Genomic DNA, 20827 nt, shown 5'->3' with positions numbered 1-20827 from the left:
GCGCGATCGGATCCCTGACCGCGCCGAACCCGCACGGGACGGAGCGGCGGCCGGCCGCGACGCCCCCACTCCGGTGCGCCCGGACTGGACGGGGCGCGACCGGCGCTCCCGGCCCGGCCGGCCGACGACCTGAGGCCGCCGGCGGTCGACCGCGGCGGCCCCGCACCGGGCGCCATCTGCACGATCGTCCCTGAGCCGTCACCCGGGGTACCCGCAGACCTCCCGTGCCACGCCGTCTAGAGTGGCGCGCTCATGGGTGCGCACTACACGAACCAGCCGCCAGGTCACCCCGCCGAGGGGCCGACCGGCACTCCCCCGCTGCTGCGCCTGCACCTTTTCGGCGGTTTTCACGTCACACGTGACGGTGGGCCCGCCCTCGCGGAGCGCTGGCCGCGACCCAGCGCGCAGGCTCTGGTGAAGCTCCTCGCCGTCGCGCCCGGGCACAGCCTGCACCGTGAGCAGGCGATCGAGGTCTGCTGGCCCGATGCCGACCCCCAGCAGGCCCTGGGGAGCCTGAGGGTCGCCCTGCACGCCGCCCGCCGTGCTCTGGAACCCGAACTCGCCCCCCGTACGGCCTCCTCCTACCTCGTCTCCGACGGCGCTCTCCTGCGCCTCGACCCCGGGACCGTGTGGATCGACACCGACCACGCCGAACGGCTGGCCGAGGACGCGCTGCGCACGCCGACCGCTTCCGGACTGGCCGCCGCCCTGGACGCGTTCTCGGGCGAGCTCCTGCCCGAGGACCGCTACGCGGACTGGGCCCAGGTGCTGCGTGAACGGCTCACCGGGCTGCGCGACCGACTGCGTCTCGCGCTCGCCCGGGCGCTCCTCGACGACGGCGCCGCCGAGGAGGCCGCGGCCACGGCGCGTCAGGTCCTCGACGACCATCCCGCCGAGGAGCGTGCCCACCAGCTCCTGATGCGGGCCAGTCTGCGGCAGGGACTGCGCCGTCAGGCGATACGCCAGTTCCACGCCTGCCGGCAGGCACTGGACGGCGAACTCGGCATCCGCCCGGGACCCGTGACCGAGCAGCTACACCTCCAGGCGCTCGACACGGACAGCCCAGCCGGGCCCGCCTCCGCGGCCGGGCAGGGTTTCCTGCCGCCCGCCGCCCTGCGGGGCACCGCGCCCGCGCCGTTGCGCGGACGCGGCCGGGCGCTCCAAGCGCTGCTACGGCCGAGCGGTCCGCCTGTACGGCTGATCGGCGGGGAGGCGGGGCTCGGCAAGACCAGGCTCGCCCTCGAAGCGGCACGACGGGCCTTCGCCTCCGGGACGGCCGTTCTGTGGGGTGCGGGTCATGACGCCGAGGGCCACACCCCGTTCGGCGCGTTCGTCGAGGCGCTCGACGGATGGCTGGCGGAGCGGCCGCCTGCCGAACGGGCCCGGACCGGAACCGAGCATCCCGAACTGGCCGCGCTGCTCCCCTCACTGGGGCAGGTGGGCGCCGTCGCCGAGCGCAGCCCGGAGGAGGAACGCGAGCGGCTGTTCCGTTCGACGGCCGCGATGCTCCACGATCTCGCCGCGACCGCACCGGTGCTCGTCGTCCTCGACGACCTGCACGCCGCCGACGTGGGGTCCTGGCAGCTCCTCAGTCACCTGGCCCGGCGTGCCGCGACCGCCCCTGCGGACTGGCGCTTCCTCGTGACCTACCGGTCCGAGGAACTCGCGGAGTTCGACCCCCGGCTGACCGTCCTGGACACCCTCGTACGGCAGCAACTGGCCGAGCACGTCGGCCTGGAGCGGCTGACCCGCGCCGACTGTCTCGCCCTCGCCGCCGACACCCTGGGCCTGCCGCCGGGACACGAGCCGCCCGAACGCGTATGGGAACTGTCCCTGGGCAACCCGCTGTTCGCCCTGGAACTCGCCTCGGCACCCGACGACGCCGGCCGTCAAACACCGCAAGGTGTACGGCAGTTGGTCGCCGAGCGGCTGGCGCGGCTCGGCCCAGCGGCGCGCCGCGTGGTGGAGGCCGTCGCGGCCGCGGGCGGCGACGCGGCGCTCTCGGACGTCCTGGACGTCGCGGGCGGTGGACTGCATCCGCCGCTGTCCCCCGCGGAGGCCACCGCGGGAGCCGACGCGGCCATCGCGGCCTCCGTGCTCGCCGAACGCGACGTGGTCACCGACGGCCAGGGTGCGCCCGGGCTCGCCTTCCGGCACCCGCTGATCCGGCTCACCTGCTACGAACGCCTGTCGGCGGCCCGGCGCCGGCTGCTGCACTCGGCGTACGCCGAGACCGTACTGCGGCGCAGGCCCGAGGCCGTGGACACCCTCGCCGTGCATCTGACGCTGGCCGACGACCCCCGTGCGACCGGGTTCCTGCGCCGGGCGGCGGAACGCGCCGCCGCGCTGTGCGCCAACGACGCGGCCGACCACTACTACGTGCAGCTGACGGAGCGGCTCGACTCCGCGGCGGCCGAAGCGGCGTGGATCAGGATCGACCGGGCCGCCGTGCTGCGCCGCATGGCCCGCTACGACGACGCGGCTCTGATCCTTCGGGAGGCCCTGGAGGACATGCGGCGGCGCGGGGACGGCGACGGGCGGGTGCTGGCTGCGGCGCGGCTGGCCGAGGTGCTCGCCAAGTCGCGTTCGGCCGCGGAGGGGTTCGCCTTCCTCGACGCGTCACCGCCCGCTCCGGGCACCGCCGCCGACGCGGCGGCGGCCCATCACCTGAGCAGGTCCGTGCTGTGCTTCGTCACCGGGCGTTACCCGGACGCCGTCGAGGCGGCGCGCTCCGCGCACGAGGCCGCCCAGCGGGTGACGGGGCCGGAACGGCGGGGTCTGCTGGCCAGGGCGCTCACCGCGCAGGCCACCGCGCTCGCGCTGGCGGGCCGGTTCAGTGACGCGCGGCCGGTGGCCGACGAGGCGCTGCCGCACGCGGAGGCGTACGGCGATCCGCAGGTGCTGGCGTCGGTCCTCTCCGTTCTGCGGGAGCACGCCCGCCGCTCCGGCCGGTTGAGGGAGGCCACCTCGACGGGCCACCGGGCGCTCGAACTCGCCGAGCGCTCGGGCGATCCGACCGCGGCGGCCTTCGAGCGCGCGAATCTCGCTGAGCTGCATCTGCTGCTCGAAGAGCCGCGGACGGCGGCCGCGCTGGCCGAGGCCGCCGTGGAGGACGACCGTCAGCAGGGGGCCGTCACCTGGTCGACGGCCTACGCGCTGGCCGCCCTCGCCCGCGTCCGGATGCGGTGGGACACCGAAACCGAAACGGGCGCCGAGACGAGCACCGACACGGGCACCGAAACCGCGCCGTCCGCGGAGGAGTTGCTCGCCCGGGCCGCGGACGCGGCGAACGGGCAGGGTGATCAGCAGGCCCTGCACGAGGTGCGGCTGGCACGAGCCGAACTGCATCTGCGGCGAGGGCGTCCCGAGGACGCCCTGGAACTTCTGACCGCACCCGACGCGGACACGACGGGGGCCGCGCCACTGACCGCCTGGGCGCGGCTGCGTGCGGGGGACGGCCCGGGCGCCGCGGAGCTGGCGGCCCGTGAGACGGCCCGCGCTTCCGAGGCGGGCGAGCGGCTGGCGGAGGCGGACGCCCGTATCGCCCACGCGGCGGCGCTGACCGTGCTCGGCCGCACCGCTGAGGCTCATCAGGCCTTCGACACGGCCGAGTCGCTGTCGGCGGGGCTCCCCTACCCCGCCGGCGTGGAACTGGTGAACCACATTCGCCCGTGAACGTCCCCAATGGCCCACTTCTCAGGCCGCCGACGAGGTGCTTGAATGCTCGGAATCTCGGTACCCACCCGATCTCTTCACCTGCTTGCTGTCCCGGGACCCCGGACGGCGAGGGCCTCCTCTTCGTGCTCCGCAGAGTTCCGGAGGAGACCTGACCGGGCCCGGCAGTGAGCTGCCGGGCCCGGGCTCGCCCTCAGGCTCCGACGTAGGCGGCGAGGTGTTCGCCGGTGAGGGTGGAGCGGGCGGCGACGAGATCGGCCGGCGTGCCCTCGAAGACGAGACGGCCACCGTCGTGACCGGCGCCGGGCCCCAGGTCGATGATCCAGTCGGCGTGCGCCATCACGGCCTGGTGGTGTTCGACGACGATGACCGACTTGCCGGAGTCGACGAGCCGGTCGAGCAGCGCGAGCAACTGCTCGACGTCGGCGAGGTGCAGCCCCGTGGTCGGCTCGTCGAGCACGTACACGCCGCCCTTGTCGGCCATGTGCGTGGCCAGCTTGAGGCGTTGCCGTTCGCCGCCGGAGAGCGTGGTGAGCGGCTGGCCGAGCGTGAGGTAGCCGAGTCCGACGTCGGAGAGCCGGGTGAGGATGCGCTGCGCCGCGGGGGTGGCCGCCTCGCCCGCGCCGAAGAACTCCTCGGCCTCGTCCACGGACATCGCGAGCACCTCGCTGATGTCACGGCCGCCGAGGTGGTACTCCAGCACCGACGCCTGGAACCGCTTGCCCTCGCAGTCCTCGCAGGGGCTGGCCACACCGGCCATCATCGCCAGGTCGGTGTAGATGACGCCCGCGCCGTTGCACGTGGGGCAGGCGCCCTCGGAGTTGGCGCTGAACAGGGCCGGCTTCACGCCGTTGACCTTCGCGAACGCCTTGCGGATCGGGTCGAGCAGCCCGGTGTACGTGGCCGGGTTGCTCCGCCGTGAGCCGCGGATCGGGCTCTGGTCGACGGACACGACTCCTTCGCCCGCCGGGATCGACCCATGGACGAGCGAGCTCTTGCCGGAGCCGGCGACGCCCGTGACGACGACGAGCACGCCGAGTGGGACGTCCACGTCGACGTCCCGCAGGTTGTTCGCCGACGCGCCGCGGATCTCCAGCGTGCCGGTGGGCTCCCGCGGGCTCTCCTTGACGGTGGCCCGGTCGTCGAAGTGGCGGCCCGTGATGGTGTCGGCGGCCCGCAGCCCCTCGACGGTGCCCTCGAAACAGACGGAACCGCCGCCCGTACCGGCGCCGGGGCCGAGGTCGACGACGTGGTCGGCGATCGCGATGGTCTCGGGCTTGTGCTCGACGACGAGCACCGTGTTGCCCTTGTCGCGCAGGCGCAGCAGCAGCTCGTTCATGCGCTGGATGTCGTGGGGGTGCAGACCCGCCGTGGGCTCGTCGAAGACGTAGGTGACGTCGGTGAGGGACGAGCCGAGGTGGCGGATCATCTTGACGCGCTGTGCCTCGCCGCCGGAGAGCGTGCCCGCCGGCCGGTCGAGGGCGAGGTAGCCGAGGCCGATCTCCACGAACGAGTCGAGGGTGTGCTGGAGCGCGGTGAGCAGCGGCGCCACCGACGGTTCGTGGAGACCGCGGACCCAGTCGGCGAGGTCGCTGATCTGCAGGGCGCAGGCGTCGGCGATGCTGATCCGCTTGATCTTCGAGGCCCGGGCGCCTTCGCTGAGCCGGGTTCCGTCGCACTCGGGGCAGGTGGTGAAGGCGACGGCACGGTCGACGAAGGCCCGGATGTGCGGCTGCATCGCCTCCTTGTCCTTGGAGAGCATCGACTTCTGCACGCGGGGGATCAGCCCCTCGTACGTCATGTTGATGCCGGCGATCTTCATCCGGGTCGGCTCGTGGTGGAGGAAGTCCTGGAGTTCCTTCTTGGTGTACTTGCGGATCGGCTTGTCCGGGTCGACGAAGCCGGACTCCTTGTAGAGGCGCATGTTCCAGCCGTCCGAGCCGTACCCGGGGATGGTGATCGCACCCTCGTTGAGGGACTTGGAGTCGTCGTAGAGCTGGGTGAGGTCGAGGTCGGAGACGGTGCCGCGGCCCTCGCAGCGCGGGCACATGCCGCCGGTGCGGTTGAAGGTGGCCTTGACCGCCTTCTTGTTGCCGCGTTCGACGGTGATGGCGCCGCTGGCGCGGACCGAGGGGACGTTGAAGGCGTACGCGCTCGGCGGGCCGATGTGCGGTGTGCCGAGCCTGCTGAAGAGGATGCGCAGCATCGCGTTGGCGTCGGTGGCGGTGCCGACCGTGGAGCGGGGGTCGGCTCCCATCCGCTGCTGGTCGACGATGATCGCGGTGGTGAGTCCTTCGAGGACGTCGACCTCGGGCCGGGCGAGCGTCGGCATGAAGCCCTGGACGAAGGCGCTGTAGGTCTCGTTGATGAGACGCTGCGACTCCGCGGCGATGGTGTTGAACACCAGTGAGCTCTTGCCCGAGCCGGACACTCCGGTGAAGACGGTCAGCCGGCGCTTCGGGATCTCGATGCTGACGTCTTTGAGATTGTTCTCCCGCGCGCCCAGCACGCGGATCAGATCGTGGCTGTCGGCACCGTGCGGCGCAGACGGCTGCGGGTCCGTCCTCGTGGCCTTGCTCATCGTCTCTCCATCTCTCGGGCGGGGCCGCCTGCGCGGTCTCCGTCGGCATCGCCTGGCTCGATCCAACCAGTTCCGGCCGCGAGGTCGGGCACTGTTGCGTCGGCTCCGTCCGCGAGGGCGCGGCCGGGAGCCTCCGTCCACCACCCTGACGAAGCCGACGCGCGCGATGTGACGACGCCCGGGGAGCAAGGCTAGTACTCCAGCCGTAGATCGTGATCTTGTTGGTCGGATGCCAGGTCACGGTGGGACTGATTCTCGTCTTGATGGGTCCGACCTGACGGGCTTGCCGTATCAACTGGGCTGGTCGGGAGAGGGGTAGCCGACGTTGTCCGTGTAGAAGCGGCCCTGCTCGCACAGCGCGTCGATCGCGAGGTTGTCTTCCTCGCTCAGTTGCTCATCTAGAGCGACGCTGATGACGTGGCGGGCGCGGGACAATCGTCGCGCGACATCCCAGTCGGCGATGAACGTTCCGACGGTGTGCTCGTCGGCGGTTCCGGATGCCTGGCGGGATCCGAGCCGGTCGAGGGAGACCACGAACTCGTTCAGGTCCTGCAAGACTGCGACGACCTCGTTGAGGGGCATGCAGATCTCTCTCGAGGGCAGGTCCATCGGCCTGTTCAACTCCAGAACTGGTGCTCAGGACCAGATCCTGATCGTGCTGGCCGGTGCTGGTCCGGGGAGGCGTGCGGCCACCGGTGATCATCGGTGTGTGAAGACAGAAGATCAGACCGTGGCCGCAGGTCACAGCATAGATCCTGACCGTTGGCGGGACCTGCTCGAGGTGTTGATGGACCGTATCGCGGGGCGGTTCGCCCGGGTGGAACCGCGGCGTCGGGCGAGGGCGCTGGTGTTCGGGTTGCTGTCGGACCTGCCACGCAAGAATTGCTGGATGCTCGCGGAGCACGCGAGGGACGCGTCCCCGGACGGCCTGCAGCATCTGTTGTCCAGGGCCAGGTGAGACGCCGACGCCGTCCGCGACGACATCCGCAGCTTCGTCGTCGAGCAGTTGCGCTATGACGACGCGGTGTTGGTCGTCGATGAAACCGGCGATTTGAAGAAGGGCACCGCCACGGTTGGGGTGCAGCGTCAGTACACCGGCACCGCGGGACGCATCGAGAACAGCCAGGTCGCCGTCTACCTCGCCTACTCGACCCCGCGGGGGCACGCGGCGATCGACCGGGAGCTGTATGTCCCGCGTTCCTGGGTTGAGGACCCCGCCCGCTGCCGAGCCGCCGGGATACCCGACACGGTCGGCTTCGCCACCAAACCCGCGCTCGCCGCCCGTATGATCGGCCGTGCGCTGGACGCTGGCGTCCCCGCGTCCTGGGTGGCCGGTGACGAGGTCTACGGAGGCAACCCGCTTCTGCGGACCTCGCTGGAGGGGCGTGAGGTCCGCTACGTCCTCGGCGTCGCCTGCGACCACGAGATTCTCACCCGCGCGGGTAAGTTCCGCGCCGATGCCCTGGTCAAGCAGCTGCCGAAACGGGCTTGGCAGAAGCTCTCCGCCGGCACCGGAGCCAAGGGACACCGCTTCTACGACTGGGCCCTGGTCGACATCGCCGACGACCGGCCAGGCCATCGCCACCTGCTCGTCCGCCGTAACCTGCGCACCGGTGAACTCGCCTTCTACCGCTGCTACTCGGCGGATCGGGTGCCGCTGTCCACCCTCGTGAAAGTGGCAGGGCGCAGGTGGACGATCGAGGAGACCTTCCAGTCCGGAAAGGGACTGGCCGGACTGGACGAACGCCAGGTCAGGCGGTGGACCCCATGGCATCGCTGGGTCACGCTCGCGATGCTCGCCCACGCCTTCCTCGCCGCGGCCACCGCTAACGAACGTGCTCAAGAGCAGGCTCCGGAAGGCCTGATCCCGCTGACCTGCAATGAGATCCAGCACCTGTTCACGACGCTCGTCGCCCATACCAGCCATGCAGCCACGCACCGACTCCGGTGGTCCGAGTGGCGACGCCGCCATCAAGCCCGCTCCCACGCCAGCCACTACCGACGACAGGCCACTCCAGCCTGAAGATCACGATCTACGGCTGGAGTACTAGGCGAGGCCCGATGCTGGGCGCTTCTCGAATCCTGACCGACCGCCGACGGCGGTGGACCCGTTACGCGTCGGGGACGGCGTCGGGCAGCGCGATGCGCAGGCTGACGGTTCCGCGCAGGTCCAGCCAGGCGGTGCCGGGGCCGCGGACGAGCCGGAGTACGACGTGGGCGCAGTCCGGGCAGCGGGCGATCAGCCCGGGCCCACGGCCGTAGACCCGCAGCCGGGCGACGGGTCCCGCGCTGCCGCAGCCGGTGCAGGTGGCGACCGCCACGGTCAGGTCGACGGCGAACACCTCCGAGAGGGGACCGGCCAGGACGTTGCCGTCCTCGTGGGCGTCGTCGTCGTAGGCGTCGTACGGTGCGTCGATGGGGAGCGTGGTCATGGTCAGCCTCCGCTGGGACCGAAGCGTTCGGTGCGGACGAGTCCGGGGGCGTGGCCGAGCCCGACCAGTTGGTCGGCCGCGTACTCGACGAAGCCGGTGGGCCCGCAGACGTAGACGGTGGGCTCGAAGTCGGGCGGCCACCCGGACGTCACGAGGTCCTCGGCGCGCAGCCGCCCGGGCGGGCGCCGCGAACCGTCGGGGGCGGTGCGCGTGTAGACGTACGCCACGTCCAACCCCGGGTCGGTGTGGCGCAGTTCGTCCTGGTGCAGCCGGTCCTGTGGGGTGCGCACCGAGTAGATGAGCCGGAACGGCGACCGGCCGCCGACGGCACGGCGTGCGCGGATCATCGCCATCAGCGGGACGAGTCCGGAGCCGCCGGCGACCAGGAGCACGGGCTCGGTCTGCTCCGGGCGCCACACGAACCAGCCGCCGACCGGCCCACGCAGTTCCACCGCGTCACCGGCACCGAACACGTCGACGAGGTACGGCGACACCTCCCCGTCCGTGACGCGCTGGACCGTCAGCTCGACCTGCTCCGCGCCGGGTGCGGAGGCGATCGAGTAGCTGCGCTGGGTGCTGTAGCCGTCGGCGGCCGTCAGCCGCACGTCCACGTGCTGGCCGGCGAGGTGTCCGGGCCAGCCGGGAACGTCCAGGAGGAGGGTGCTCGCGGCCGCTGTCTCTTGCCGCCGCTCCGTGAGCGTGGCCGCCCGCCAGCGCAGCCGGTCTCCTAGTCGCCTTGGTACCGCTGTTCGCGCCATGGGTCTCCGTAGTCGTGGTAGCCGGCGCTCTCCCAGAACCCCGGTTCGTCGTCAAGGAGCAGGTGGATCCCGCGCACCCACTTCGCCGACTTCCACAGGTACAGGTGCGGCACCAGCAGCCGGGCCGGGCCGCCGTGCTCGGGCGGCACGTCGTCGCCGTCGTAGCCGTAGGCGATCCACGCCTGGCCATCGAGCAGGTCCTGCAGGGGGAGGTTGGTGGTGTAGCCGCCGTAGGCGTGGACCAGGGCGAACTCGGCGGCCGTCTCGACGTCCGCGAGCAGGAGGTCCAGAGAGACGCCCTGCCAGTGGGTGTCGAACTTGGACCACTTGGTGACGCAGTGCAGATCCACGGTCGGCCGCTCGGAGGCCAGCCCCATCAGGTCCTTCCAGGACCAGGTGTGCTCGGCGCCGGTCTCGGTGGTCACCGTGAACTGCCAGGTGTCGCGGCTGACCCGGGGTGTGGGCCCGGCGGACAGTACGGGGAAGTCGTACGCCTCGTACTGTCCGGGCGGCAGCCGCCCGTCGGAGGATCTCGGCCGTCCCCGGAAGCCGGGTGAGAAGGTCACCACAGTGCCACGCCCTTCCTGTCCGGAATGCGCACTCGTCGATTCTCCCGCGCCCGGCCGACGTCCGCACGGTCGGCAGTCCGCGCACATGGGAGCGCCGCTTGCCGGGTGGCGGCGTGTGGTCGGATCCGGTCCGGGGTGAGAATCAGAGGGTGACCATGCCATCCGAGTCGTCGTCCCTGTCGGGCCAGAGTCTGTGCGGAACGGAGCCGCGCAGTCCGCTGCGCGCCTTTCTGCGGACGGAGACGGGCAGCGCCGCCGTGCTGCTCGGCGCCACCCTGGCGGCACTGGCCTGGGCCAACATGGGCCCCGGCTCGTACGAGTCGCTGTGGGGCACCGAGCTGTCCGTGCGCATCGGGTCGGGCGGGGTGTCGCTGGACCTGCGGGAGTGGATCAACAGCGGGCTGATGACGCTGTTCTTCTTCGTCGTGGGGCTGGAGGCGCGCCGCGAGTTCGACCTGGGCGAGCTGAGGGAACGCCGCCGGGTGACGCTGCCCCTGCTCGCGGGGGTGAGCGGCATGATCGTGCCGGTGGCCATCTATCTGGCCGTCACGGCGGGCCACGGCTCCGACGCGCACGGCTGGGGTGCGGCGATGTCCACGGACACGGCCTTCGCGCTGGGCATGCTCGCCATCTTCGGGTCACGGCTGCCGAACAACCTCCGCGTCTTCATGCTCACCATCGCGGTGGTGGACGACTTCCTGGCCCTCGGCGTCATCGTCGTCGCGTACAGCGACGCCATCGCGCTGCCCGCGCTCCTGACGGCACTCGGTCTCTTCGTGGTGGTCCTGCTGGTGCGCCAGACCATCGGCAGGCGGGTCCCCGCGCTGTACGGGGTCCTGGGTGTGGCGATCTGGGTGGCGCTGCTGAAGTCGGGGATCGACCCGGTGGTGACGGGTCTCGCCATGGGTCTGCTGACCTACGCGTACGCGGCGGACCGCGGCGACCTGGAGCACGCGAGCAGGCTCTTCCGGCGGTTCCGGGAGCAGCCCACCCCGGAACTCGAACGGACCGTGCGGCGCGGGCTGGCCTCGACGCTCTCGCCGAACGAGCGGCTCCAGCAGATGTTCCATCCCTGGACGAGCTACGTCATCGTGCCGCTCTTCGCGCTGGCCAACGCGGGCATCACCCTCGGCGCCGGGGAGCTCGCCGACGCCTTCACCTCGCCGGTCACCCTCGGCATCCTCTTCGGTTACGTGCTCGGCAAGCCGGTCGGCATCATCGGCGCAACCTGGCTCACCACGAGGGCGAGCCGGGGGCGCCTGCGGCCGCCCGTGGGCTGGGGTGCCATCACGGCCGGCGGCACGCTGGCCGGGGTGGGCTTCACCGTGGCCCTGCTGATCGCGTCCCTGGCCTTCGAGGGCGACCGGCTGGAGCAGGCGAAAATCGGCATCCTGGCCGCCGTGGCCTGTTCGTTCCTGCTCACGTGGATCGTCACGCTGCTGATCGGCGCCCTGAACGCGCGATCCCGTGCGCGGGCCCTGCTCGGCACCGGTGAGGCCATCGTCGACCTCAGCGAACCCGTCGACGTGGAGCGCGACCATGTGCGGGGGCGGCTCGACGCGCCGGTGACGCTCGTCGAGTACGGCGACTTCGAGTGCCCCTACTGCGGTCTGGCGGAGTCCGTGGTGCGCGAACTCCTCGCCGACTTCGGTGACGTCCGCTACGTGTGGCGGCACCTTCCGCTCACCGACGTGCACCCCAACGCGCAGCTCGCCGCGGAGGCCGCCGAGGCCGCGGCCCACCAGGACCGCTACTGGGAGATGCACGACCTCCTCATGGCCCATCAGGGCGACCTGCGCCCGAAGGACCTGCTGCGCTACGCCGCCGAGATCGGCCTGGACGCGGACCGCTTCCGCGACGACCTGCGGGCCCGCGCGGGTGCGCCCCGGGTCGCCATGGACGTCGAGTCGGCGGACCTCAGCGGCGTCTCCGGCACCCCCACGTTCTTCGTCAACGGCCGCCGCCACTACGGCGCCTACGACATCGCCTCGCTGACGGCGGCGGTCCGTGCGGCGCGCCAGCGGGCGTCGCTGACGGGGGCGGGCCGCAAGACCTGACGGGGGCGACGACGTCTCAGGCCGTACGGGCGCGCAGGCGGCGCAGCATGCGCGCGTCCTCGAAGCCGACCGCGTGGGCGGCGGCGTCGACGGTGAGGCCGTGGCTGATGAGGTGCTCGGCGCGTTCCAGGCGCAGGGCCTGCTGATAGCGCAGCGGGGTGAGGCCGCCGGTGGCGCGGGTGAAGAGGCGGGTGAGGGTGCGCTCGCTCACCCCCACGGCGGCGGCCAGGTCGGGCAGGGGCAGCGCCTGGTCGAACCGGGTGTCCAGCAGGTCCTGGGCGCGGTGCACGGTGTCGTCGAGGTGGGACCGGTAGCGGAGCATCGCGCTGGCCTGCGGTTCGTGGCCGTTGCGCCGGGCGTAGACCACCATGTCGCGCGCCACCTGTGCGGCGACGGCGGGGCCGTGGCGGGTGGCGACCATGTGCAGGGCGAGGTCGATCCCGCTGGCGATGCCGGCCGAGGTGACCACCCGGTCGTCGGCGGTGTAGAGCACGTCGCGGACGACGACCGCCCGGGGGTAGCGGCGGGCGAGGTCGTCCTGGACGTCGTGGTGGGTGGTGCAGCGGCGGCCGTCGAGCAGGCCGGCCCGGCCGAGCGCGTCGGCTCCGGCGCAGACGCTGGCGACGGTGCCGCCCCGGGCGTGATGGTCGCGCAGGAGGCGCAGGGTCGGTTCGCCGATGGCGGGGGCGTCGGTGAGGTCGAGCGCGCGCCAGCCGGGGACCACGATCAGGTCCTCGGGGCCCAGCTCGGGCCAGTCGAGCCGGGCCACCAGGGGCAGGCCCTGGGCGCTCGGGACCTGCTGCTGCTCGGCGACGTAGTGGAGGGTGTAGGGGTGCCCGAAGTCGGCGGCCGTGGAGAAGGCCTGCGCGGGTCCCGCGAGGTCCAGCAGGTGGACTCCGGGCACCAGGAAGAAGACGATGTGGCTCACGATCCGGTCATCATGCCCGAGAGCCGGCCGCTGCTTCCAGTTCGTCGACGGTGGCGATGGTGGCGAAGCGTCCGGCCAAGGCGTACTCGGTGCGCCGGATGACCTCGTCGGCGCTCAGGGTGCGCGGGTCGGACAGCAGATCGGCCACGCTCTGGTCGGCGGGGGCGTCGCGGTGCGCGATGGGGTTGGTCGCGGTGGCGTCGGTGACGAAGGTGACCTGGTAGCCGAGGTCGCTCGCGACGCGGGTGGTCGTCTCGACGCACTGTTCGGTGCGGATGCCGCAGACGACGAGTTCGCGGATGCCGCGTTCGGTGAGGAGTTGCTGCAGGTTGGTGGTGGTGAAGGCGTTGTGCGAGGTCTTGTGGATGAGCGGCTCGCCCTCCTCGCGATGCAGCTCCTCCAGCAGGCGGACGTGGCCGAGCGCGGGGTCGAACACGTCGCCGCTGCCGGGCTCGGAGTGCAGCACCCACACCACGGTGTCGCCGGCCCGCCGTGCCAGCCGCACGAGCCGGTCCACCTGATGGGCGATCTTCGGATCGGAGATGGTCTCCCACAGCGGGCGTGCGCGGAAGGATTCCTGGACGTCGATGACGACGAGTGCTCGGGTCATGGGTCCACTCTGACGGGCCAGGACAGGATGGCGACAGGCCTCATCGGGTCCGGCACCGGACCGATCCGGTCACACCCACACGCCGTCCGCGGACGATGCTCGGCTCGCGCGACCCGGGCCACGAGGCGAGCCGCGCACGCTCCGGCCCGTACGGCATGCGCGACCCCACCGGGACGACGGCGTGCCGATGGGGGATCGTCCTCGGTCATGATCACACCGGCGTGGACAGCCGGGCGGCTACGCCGACTTCACGGCCGACGGCCCCCTGCTCCACACCCCGACCGATGGCGCCCCGCAACCACGAGAATGACCCCATGGACCCACTGCTCCACCTCGGCCGCACACTCGACGAGGTAGACCCTCCCCGCTGGCCGGCACCCCCTGCGGACGCCACTCGGCTCATCCGGACTGTGCACGCGTTGCGGCACAGGAAGCTGGGCGACCTGCGCCCGGGTGACCTGCGCATGTTGGTGGCGCAGCAGGTGGCTCTGCACTGCACGCTCCCGCTCGCGGCGCTTCTGCTGCTCGAAGCTCCCCTGCTGGACGCGACGTTCTACCCGGGGGACCTGCTGCTCACGGCCGCGGGAGCGCCGGACTCGGCGTGGGCTCTCCTGCCCGATCTGCGCACGCGGTTGAGTGCCCAGATCGCAGCCCTGCCGGACGCGGATCTCGCCGAACTGCCCCGGGGCTCGACCGAGGAACTCGCCCGCTTCACCGGACGGCCCGCCACCCAACCGTGAGCGGGACAAGGGTGGTTCAGGTGCCGGCGACTCGAAAACTACTTGAATTCATTAATTGTTGAGCGCCGACGGCTAGGCAAGGAGGATCACTCCATCGATCATCTTGTCATGAACCTGCTGCCCGACCGGGCGGCACCTTCGTGGAGGTGTGGGATGCACCGTAGATTCGCCACCGGCCTTGCCGCCTCGACCATGGCTCTGGCCGCCATCACCGCGACCGCCGGCACGGCCACCGCCGCTCCTGCCGACAAGCCCCAGATCCTGTCCAGCTGGACGCAGACGAGCGCGTCGAGCTACAGCCTGTGGACCGCGGCGCGATCGAATCAGGCCGCCTGGTCGGCGTACTCGTTCGACTGGTCCACCGACTACTGCTCCTCCTCGCCGGACAACCCCTTCGGCTTCCCCTTCTCCACCTCCTGCGCCCGCCACGACTTCGGTTACCGCAACTACAAGGCCGCCGGATCCTTCGACGCCAACAAGTCCCGTCTCGACAGCGCCCTCTACGAGGACCTCAAGCGGGTCTGCAACGGCTACAGCGGCGCGACGAAGACCGCCTGCACCAGCACGGCGTGGACCTACTACCAGGCGGTCAAGGCCCTCGGCTGATCGCACGGCCCAAACCCCGCCCGCCGAGTCATCCATGACATCTCGTCAGGTCTCATGGGCTCCCTGCCGGCCTCGGCATGCCGATCCCTGACGGAGACGGCCCTCGTCACACGCTCCGGCCCGACCCCAGCCACCCGCATCAGCCGGCCCTCCCCTCGCCGGCTGATGCGGTGGTCGGGTGCCCTGGCCCCGCTCTCAGCGCCCTCCCGCTCCCCCTCCGCCTGCCCGATGTCGCCCGTCAGGCACATTCGGGCGGACGGGCCGAGAATGAGGGAGGCGGCGGATCGGCGAGCGAAAGCGCGGGCGGTTGAGCGATGACGGCGGACGACTCGGCACCCCTGTCCGACAGAGCACCTGCGGTTCCCGTGGCACCCATGGGTGCCGAGAAATGCATGGCTTCCGCGCCCTCCGCGGCCGGGGAGAGCGAGCCGCCGGCGAAGACCCGCCCGGCTGACGATCCTGGCCCGCCGAGCACTCCGCAAGCGTCGACCGACGTCAGTCCCGCGGCAGGCCACGCCGCCGACCCCGGGCCGGGCGCCGGCCGGCAGGACGAGAAGTCCGCGCTCCTCCACCTGGCCACGCGGCTGAAGGCCGACCACCCCACGATCGAGGCGTCCGTCGTCGACGACACGGTCACCGCTGCCCACGACGCGTTCCGACAGGCGAAGATCAGGACCTACGTTCCCATCCTCGTCGAGCGCCGGGCTCGGAACCTGCTCGTCGCCCTGGAGCGGGAACGCGCCGCCTCCCCGACGCCGCCGTCCATGTCCGCTCCCGCCACCGCGCCCGACATCGTGCCCGACATCGTGCCCGCCACCGCGACCGTGTTCCGCGTCGTCAGCGATCAGGGGCCGACCGCCACGGCCACCGGCGTCGAGCGGTAGACACGCTCACGGGATCTCCTGTTCCGCCCAGATGACCTTCCCCTCGGGCGTGTGACGGGCCCCCCAGCGCAGGGAGAGCTGGGCCACCAGGAAGAGGCCGCGGCCGCCCTCGTCGGTGCTCCGGGCGTGCCGCAGCCGCGGGGCGGTACTGCTGGCGTCGACGACCTCGCAGGTCAGCCGGGAGTCGAGCAGCAGCCGCAGACGGATGGGCGGCTCCGCGTAGCGGATCGCGTTGGTGACCAGTTCGCTCACGATGAGTTCCGTCGTCATGGCCAGGTCGCCGAGGCCCCACTCCTCGACGCGCCGGGTGGCCCGGGCCCGTACGTCGGACACGGCCGCCGGGTCCACGGGGACGTCCCAGGAGACGACCCGGTCGGCTCCCAGGGTGTGGGTACGGGCGAGGAGCAGGACGATGTCGTCGGGCTGGGGCACGGGTACGAGTTGGCGCACCGCGGCCGAGCAGAGGGTTTCGAGGTCCCGATCCGGCCCCGCGAGCAGTTCGCCGAGCCGGGCCATGCCCTGCTCCATGTCGTGGTCGCCCTCGACGAGACCGTCGGTGTACAGACCGACCAGGCTGTTCTCCTCCAGCTCGATCTCGTGCGCCTCGAAGGCCATCCCGCCGAGCCCGAGCGGCGGGCCGGCGGGAAGCTCCGGGAACGAGACCTCTCCGTCGGGTCCGACGACGACGGGCGGCGGATGTCCGGCCCGCGCCATCGTGCAGCGTCGGGTGACCGGGTCGTAGACGGCGTACAGGCAGGTGGCTCCGAGGAAGGAGGACGAGGACGCGTTCTGTCCGGCCGCCTCGTCATGGGTCTTCTCCTCGCTCAGCCGGAGCACGAGGTCGTCGAGATGGGCCAGGAGTTCGTCGGGGGGCAGTTCCATGTCGGCGAGGGTCTGTACGGCGGTGCGCAGGCGGCCCATGGTGGCGGCGGCGGTGATGCCGTGGCCGACCACGTCGCCGACCACCATGCCCACGCGGGCCCCGGACAGCGGGATGACGTCGAACCAGTCGCCGCCGACCCCGCCGGTCGGGTCCGCCGGCAGGTAGGAGGAGGCGATCTCCAGCGCTGTTCCGCCGGTCAGGGGGTGGGGCAGCAGGCTGTGCTGGAGGGTGACGGCCGCCGTGTGCTCCCGGGTGTAGCGGCGGGCGTTGTCGACGCACAGGGCCGCTCGCGCCACCACCTCGCGGGCCAGCAGGACGTCGTCGGGCAGGAACGAGACCGGGTTGAGGGAGCGGACGAACGTGGCGAGGCCGAGGGCGGTGTGGCGGGCCCTCATCGGCACGGAGATGAGGGAGTGCAGGCCGAAGCGGCGGATGCTCTTCGCCCGCTCGGGTTCCTCGGCGAGCCACAGCTCGTCGGACGGGTCGAGAACGGAGAGGAGGACCGGTTCGCCCTCGGTGAGCAGGTGCACGTCGTGCGGCGGCGGGAGGAAGTCGGCGCGGTCGCCGATCCGGGCGACGGCCTCCGGGCAGCCCCCGCGCACCGAGCTCATCCCGGCGCGCCGCATCTCCGGCGTGACGGAGGCCGGCCCCGCGTCGGACAGCCAGGCGCCGTGCCCCTCCGTGCTGAGCACCGACTCCAGAAGGTCGACGACGACGAAGTCCGCGAAGCGCGGTACCGCGAAGTCGGCGAGTTCCTGCGCGGTCCGCAGGACGTCGAGGGTGCCGCCGATGCTGGTCGCCGCTTCGTTGACCAGGGACAGGAGTTCCCGGGCGTTCCACCGTTCGGTGATGTCGAGGACCGTGTAGCACACGCCGGTGAAGGAGTTGTCGGCTCCGAGCAGCGGGAAGAAGGAGGTGGAGTAGGCGTGCCGGCGGTACGGGTCGGCCCAACTCCATCCCAGGTACTCGTAGTCGATGACGGGGTCGCCGGTGGCCAGGACCTTGTGCATCAGGCCTTCGATGGTCTCCGACAGGAGGCCGGGCAGCAGTTCGATCAGGCGGCGGCCGAGGCGCTGGTCACGGGGTACGCCGCCCAGGTGTTCCAGGGTGTCGTTCATCCACACGTAGCGCAGGTCCAGGTCGAGCACGGCCATGCCGACCGGCGAGCGGGTCACGAACCGGTCGAGGAACGCGGGGTCCGCCGTCCATCGCCGGCGCTGGTCCCGCGCCGACACCAGGAAGCACTCATGGCCGTCGATGCCGAACGCGGCGGACACCCGCAGGTCCACCTCGACGGGCCGCCCGTCCCTGCGGCGTACGGGGACGGAGCCGCTCCAGCCCATCCCGGCGCGGCATCGGTCGGCGATGCCGGCCACGCGGATCGGGTCCCGCTCCATCGCGAGCAGGCGTCCGGCGGAGGTCCCGACCATCTCGGCCGCCGGGTAGCCGAGAAGTGCTTCCGCGGCGCGGGTCCAGCCGATCAGCACACCGTCGCCGGACACCACCACCGCGGCGTCGGTCGACGCGTCGAGGTGTGCGCCCGGTCCCTCGGACACGGACGCGTCGGAACCTTCCTGCGCGGAGTCCATGCAGCTCATCCTCTACAGCCATGTTCCTGCTAGTCCGCGTGTTGTGCACGGCCCGACGGACGACACCGTGCGGGGCCCCGGGCATGTGGGGCCGGCGGGCCGTCCGGCGCCGGGGCGCCGCCCCGGAAACGCGCGTCGGCGTCAGCGCACGCGACCCGGAACCGGGCTCCCCCCTCAGTCCCGTACATGCCAAGAAGCCGCTCTGGAGTGGGCATGACCGGGGTCAGGGCGCAGCATGGAAGGGCCGGGGTACGGGCCGACGTGCGCGACACCGGCGTCAGAGCCGGCACACCGCGCCGGCCGGTGGAGGAGGGCCAGGGATGACAGCCGATTCCTTGCAGTCCGAGAGCGGGGGCTACGACCCCGACGCGAGCCGGCCGACCGGGCTGCTGGACGTCCTCAGCGTCGCCGCGATGGTGCTCGACGCCGAGGGCAGGATCGTGTTCTGGACCCCGCAGGCCGAGGACCTGATCGGCTACACGGCGGAGGAGGTCCTCGGCAAGTACGCCGCGCGCCTGATCATCCACCCCGAGCACCTCCAGTCCGTCTCGAAGCTGTTCGCCGAGGTGCTGGCGACCGGCCGGAGCTGGGCCGGCGCCTTCCCCATCCGGCACAAGGACGGCAGCACCCGCCTGATGGAGTTCCGCAACATGCGGCTCCTGGACGACCTCGGTGATGTGTACGCCCTCGGCATCGCCGCGGACCACACGCTGCTGCAACGGGTGGAGACCGACCTCGCGCTGTGCGAGCAGCTGATCAACCAGTCCCCCATCGGGCTGGCCCTGATGGACCCCGACCTGCGCTATCTCATGGTCAACCCGGCGCTGGAGCGGATCGACGGCATCCCGGCGGAGGACCACATCGGACGGCATCTGCGGGAGACGCTGCCGTTCCCCGACGTCGACACCGTCGAGTCCGCGCTGCGTCAGGTGCTCACCACCGGCACTCCGCTGCTCGACCAGTACCACGTGGGCCGGCCGCCCGCGGATCCCGAGCACGAGCACGCCTGGTCCCTGTCGTTCTACCGACTGGAGGACCCGGGCGGGCGGGTGCTGGGCGCGGCGGCCTCGGTCGTCGACGTCACCGAGCGGCACCGCGCGGCCGCCGAGGCCGACCGGGCGCGGCGTCGCCTGGCGCTCATCGCCGACGCCTCGACGCGGGTCGGCACCACCCTGGAGGTGGACCAGACCGCCCGCGAACTGGCGGACATCGCGGTCCCGGAGCTGGCCGACGTGGTCGCCGTCGACGTCCTCGACTCGGCGCTGGCGTGCCGCCGTATGCGCCGGCCGGACAACGGCCCGGAGTTCTTCCGCGCGCTGGCGCTCAAGGCGTCCCATCCCACGGTGGCGTTGCGCGCCGCCGACCCTCCCGGTGACCTGGCCACCTACGAGGGCGACCGGATGGTGACGCTGTGCGTGCACACCGGCAGGCCGGTGCTGGTGCGGCACGTGGGTGCGCAGGACCTGCCGCGGATCGCCCGGGACGCCCAGGCCAGCTCCCTGCTGGCACAGGCCGGCGTCCACTCGTACCTCGCGGTCCCGCTGATCGCGCACGGTGAGGTGCTCGGTGCCCTCGACCTCAAGCGCACCCGCAACCCGGTCCCCTTCGACGACGACGACGTCGTGCTGGCGACGGAGCTGGCGAGCCGTGCCGCGGTCGCCATCGACAACGCCCGCTGGTTCCAGAGCGTCCGCAACACCGCGGTGACCCTCCAGCGCAGCCTGCTGCCCGAGCACCCGCCGCACCTCAACGGTCTGGAGGTGGCATCTCGCTACCAGCCGGCCCAGGCCACCAGCGAGGTGGGCGGCGACTGGTACGACGTCATCCCGCTGTCGGACGACAGGACCGCCCTGGTCGTCGGTGACGTCATGGGCAACGGGATCGACGCGGCCGCCACCATGGGCCGGCTGCGCACCGCCACCTGCGCCTACGCCGACCTCGACCTCGATCCCGGCGACGTGCTCCAGCACCTGGACAAGATCACCTGCGATCTGGAGCACTACATCGTCACGTGCCTGTACGCCGTCTACGACCCGCACACAAGGCAGTGCCGCGTGGCCAACGCGGGCCACATGCCGCCCGCGCTGGCCCGCCCCGGCACCGCGCCCGTTCTGCTCGACCTGCCGCCGGGCGCCCCGCTCGGCGTCGGCGGGATCCCCTTCGAGACCACGACGGTCGACCTGGCCGCCGACGACGTCCTCGTCCTCTACACGGACGGACTCGTCGAGACCCGCCTGCACCCCATCGACGACCGCCTGAACGTCCTGCTGAGCTTCCTCGACGAACCCGGCCGTCCTCTGGAGGAACTCTGCGACCTCCTCCTGTACGGCCTGCGCAACTCCGACGACCACGACGACGTGGCACTCCTCATCGCACGGGCGACCTAGGGCGCGTGGTCCGGATCGTGCGCCGACCTTGGGCTCCGGGTCGAGTTCGGCCGCCGACTTCGCCAGGTTCGCCTCCGTGCGCGCGCCGAGCACCGCGTTCCCTCCGTCGCGCACCACGGCCGCCGCGA

Annotated in this window: 14 protein-coding genes and 2 pseudogenes; 7 read left to right on the top strand and 9 right to left on the bottom strand. The window is 71.9% G+C overall.

Annotated features, from left to right (window positions below):
- Window positions 1–252 precede the first annotated feature (252 nt).
- A complete protein-coding gene (locus AB0C62_RS27575) occupies window positions 253–3675 on the top strand; it encodes an AAA family ATPase (RefSeq protein ID WP_362977567.1) in 3423 nt (1140 codons plus the stop codon).
- A 193-nt stretch (window positions 3676–3868) separates the two neighbouring features.
- Here AB0C62_RS27575 and AB0C62_RS27570 read toward each other — a convergent pair whose 3' ends face one another.
- Window positions 3869–6256: an excinuclease ABC subunit UvrA gene (locus AB0C62_RS27570; RefSeq protein ID WP_362977565.1), complete on the bottom strand. Its 2388-nt coding sequence runs from the start codon at window positions 6254–6256 to the stop codon at window positions 3869–3871.
- A gap of 291 nt (window positions 6257–6547) precedes the next feature.
- Entirely contained in the window at window positions 6548–6838 is a 291-nt protein-coding gene (locus AB0C62_RS27565) for a hypothetical protein (protein ID WP_362977563.1), read from the bottom strand.
- Window positions 6839–7043: 205 nt separating this feature from the next.
- On the opposite strand from AB0C62_RS27565, the pseudogene AB0C62_RS27560 reads away from it, so the two are divergent.
- Window positions 7044–8279, top strand: a pseudogene (locus tag AB0C62_RS27560) (IS701 family transposase).
- 88 nt (window positions 8280–8367) lie between these two features.
- Here AB0C62_RS27560 and AB0C62_RS27555 read toward each other — a convergent pair.
- Genes AB0C62_RS27555 through AB0C62_RS27545 form a run of 3 tightly spaced genes read right to left on the bottom strand, consistent with a single transcriptional unit; the run spans window position 8368 to window position 10015 of the window.
- Entirely contained in the window at window positions 8368–8688 is a 321-nt protein-coding gene (locus AB0C62_RS27555; protein ID WP_362977561.1) for a DUF6510 family protein, read from the bottom strand.
- 2 nt (window positions 8689–8690) lie between these two features.
- Entirely contained in the window at window positions 8691–9446 is a 756-nt protein-coding gene (locus AB0C62_RS27550) for a ferredoxin reductase (RefSeq protein WP_362977559.1), read from the bottom strand.
- The gene (locus tag AB0C62_RS27545; protein ID WP_362977557.1) at window positions 9416–10015 is read right to left on the bottom strand and encodes a molybdopterin-dependent oxidoreductase; all 600 of its coding nucleotides are present in this window, start codon (window positions 10013–10015) and stop codon (window positions 9416–9418) included. The genes AB0C62_RS27550 and AB0C62_RS27545 overlap by 31 nt, the downstream gene beginning before the upstream one ends.
- Before the next feature lie 155 nt (window positions 10016–10170).
- Between AB0C62_RS27545 and nhaA the strand changes: the two genes are divergently transcribed.
- The gene (nhaA, locus tag AB0C62_RS27540; RefSeq protein ID WP_362977709.1) at window positions 10171–12072 is read left to right on the top strand and encodes a Na+/H+ antiporter NhaA; all 1902 of its coding nucleotides are present in this window, start codon (window positions 10171–10173) and stop codon (window positions 12070–12072) included.
- Between the two features lie 16 nt (window positions 12073–12088).
- Here nhaA and AB0C62_RS27535 read toward each other — a convergent pair whose 3' ends face one another.
- Window positions 12089–13000, bottom strand: coding sequence for a DJ-1/PfpI family protein (locus AB0C62_RS27535; RefSeq protein ID WP_362977555.1), 912 nt, complete (start codon window positions 12998–13000; stop codon window positions 12089–12091).
- A gap of 10 nt (window positions 13001–13010) precedes the next feature.
- Window positions 13011–13610 (bottom strand): isochorismatase family protein, encoded by a 600-nt coding sequence (locus AB0C62_RS27530; RefSeq protein WP_362977553.1) that lies wholly within the window; start codon window positions 13608–13610, stop codon window positions 13011–13013.
- A 314-nt stretch (window positions 13611–13924) separates the two neighbouring features.
- Between AB0C62_RS27530 and AB0C62_RS27525 the strand changes: the two genes are divergently transcribed.
- The 3 genes from AB0C62_RS27525 (at window position 13925) to AB0C62_RS27515 (ending at window position 15840) form a co-directional block, all read left to right on the top strand.
- Window positions 13925–14350 carry a contact-dependent growth inhibition system immunity protein gene (locus tag AB0C62_RS27525; protein ID WP_362977551.1) on the top strand — a complete coding sequence of 142 codons (426 nt, stop codon included), beginning with the start codon at window positions 13925–13927 and terminating at the stop codon, window positions 14348–14350.
- A gap of 153 nt (window positions 14351–14503) precedes the next feature.
- Window positions 14504–14956 carry a phospholipase gene (locus AB0C62_RS27520; protein WP_362977549.1) on the top strand — a complete coding sequence of 151 codons (453 nt, stop codon included), beginning with the start codon at window positions 14504–14506 and terminating at the stop codon, window positions 14954–14956.
- Window positions 14957–15348: 392 nt separating this feature from the next.
- A complete protein-coding gene (locus AB0C62_RS27515) occupies window positions 15349–15840 on the top strand; it encodes a three-helix bundle dimerization domain-containing protein (protein WP_362977547.1) in 492 nt (163 codons plus the stop codon).
- Window positions 15841–15846: 6 nt separating this feature from the next.
- Here the strand turns inward: AB0C62_RS27515 and AB0C62_RS27510 are convergent, their stop codons facing one another.
- Window positions 15847–18312: a SpoIIE family protein phosphatase gene (locus AB0C62_RS27510; RefSeq protein WP_362977545.1), complete on the bottom strand. Its 2466-nt coding sequence runs from the start codon at window positions 18310–18312 to the stop codon at window positions 15847–15849.
- Window positions 18313–18632: 320 nt separating this feature from the next.
- Between AB0C62_RS27510 and AB0C62_RS27505 the strand changes: the two genes are divergently transcribed.
- Window positions 18633–20699: a SpoIIE family protein phosphatase gene (locus AB0C62_RS27505; RefSeq protein WP_362977543.1), complete on the top strand. Its 2067-nt coding sequence runs from the start codon at window positions 18633–18635 to the stop codon at window positions 20697–20699.
- Window positions 20700–20732: 33 nt separating this feature from the next.
- On the opposite strand, the pseudogene AB0C62_RS27500 reads toward AB0C62_RS27505, so the two are convergent.
- Window positions 20733–20827 (bottom strand): annotated as a pseudogene (locus AB0C62_RS27500) (short-chain dehydrogenase); the annotation flags it as partial.

The organism is Streptomyces sp. NPDC048643, from assembly GCF_040650615.1.
In the GTDB taxonomy this organism is placed as follows: Bacteria; Actinomycetota; Actinomycetes; order Streptomycetales; family Streptomycetaceae; genus Streptomyces.
Note: the sequence above shows the minus strand (reverse complement) of the source record. Positions and strands in the feature narration are given on the sequence as shown.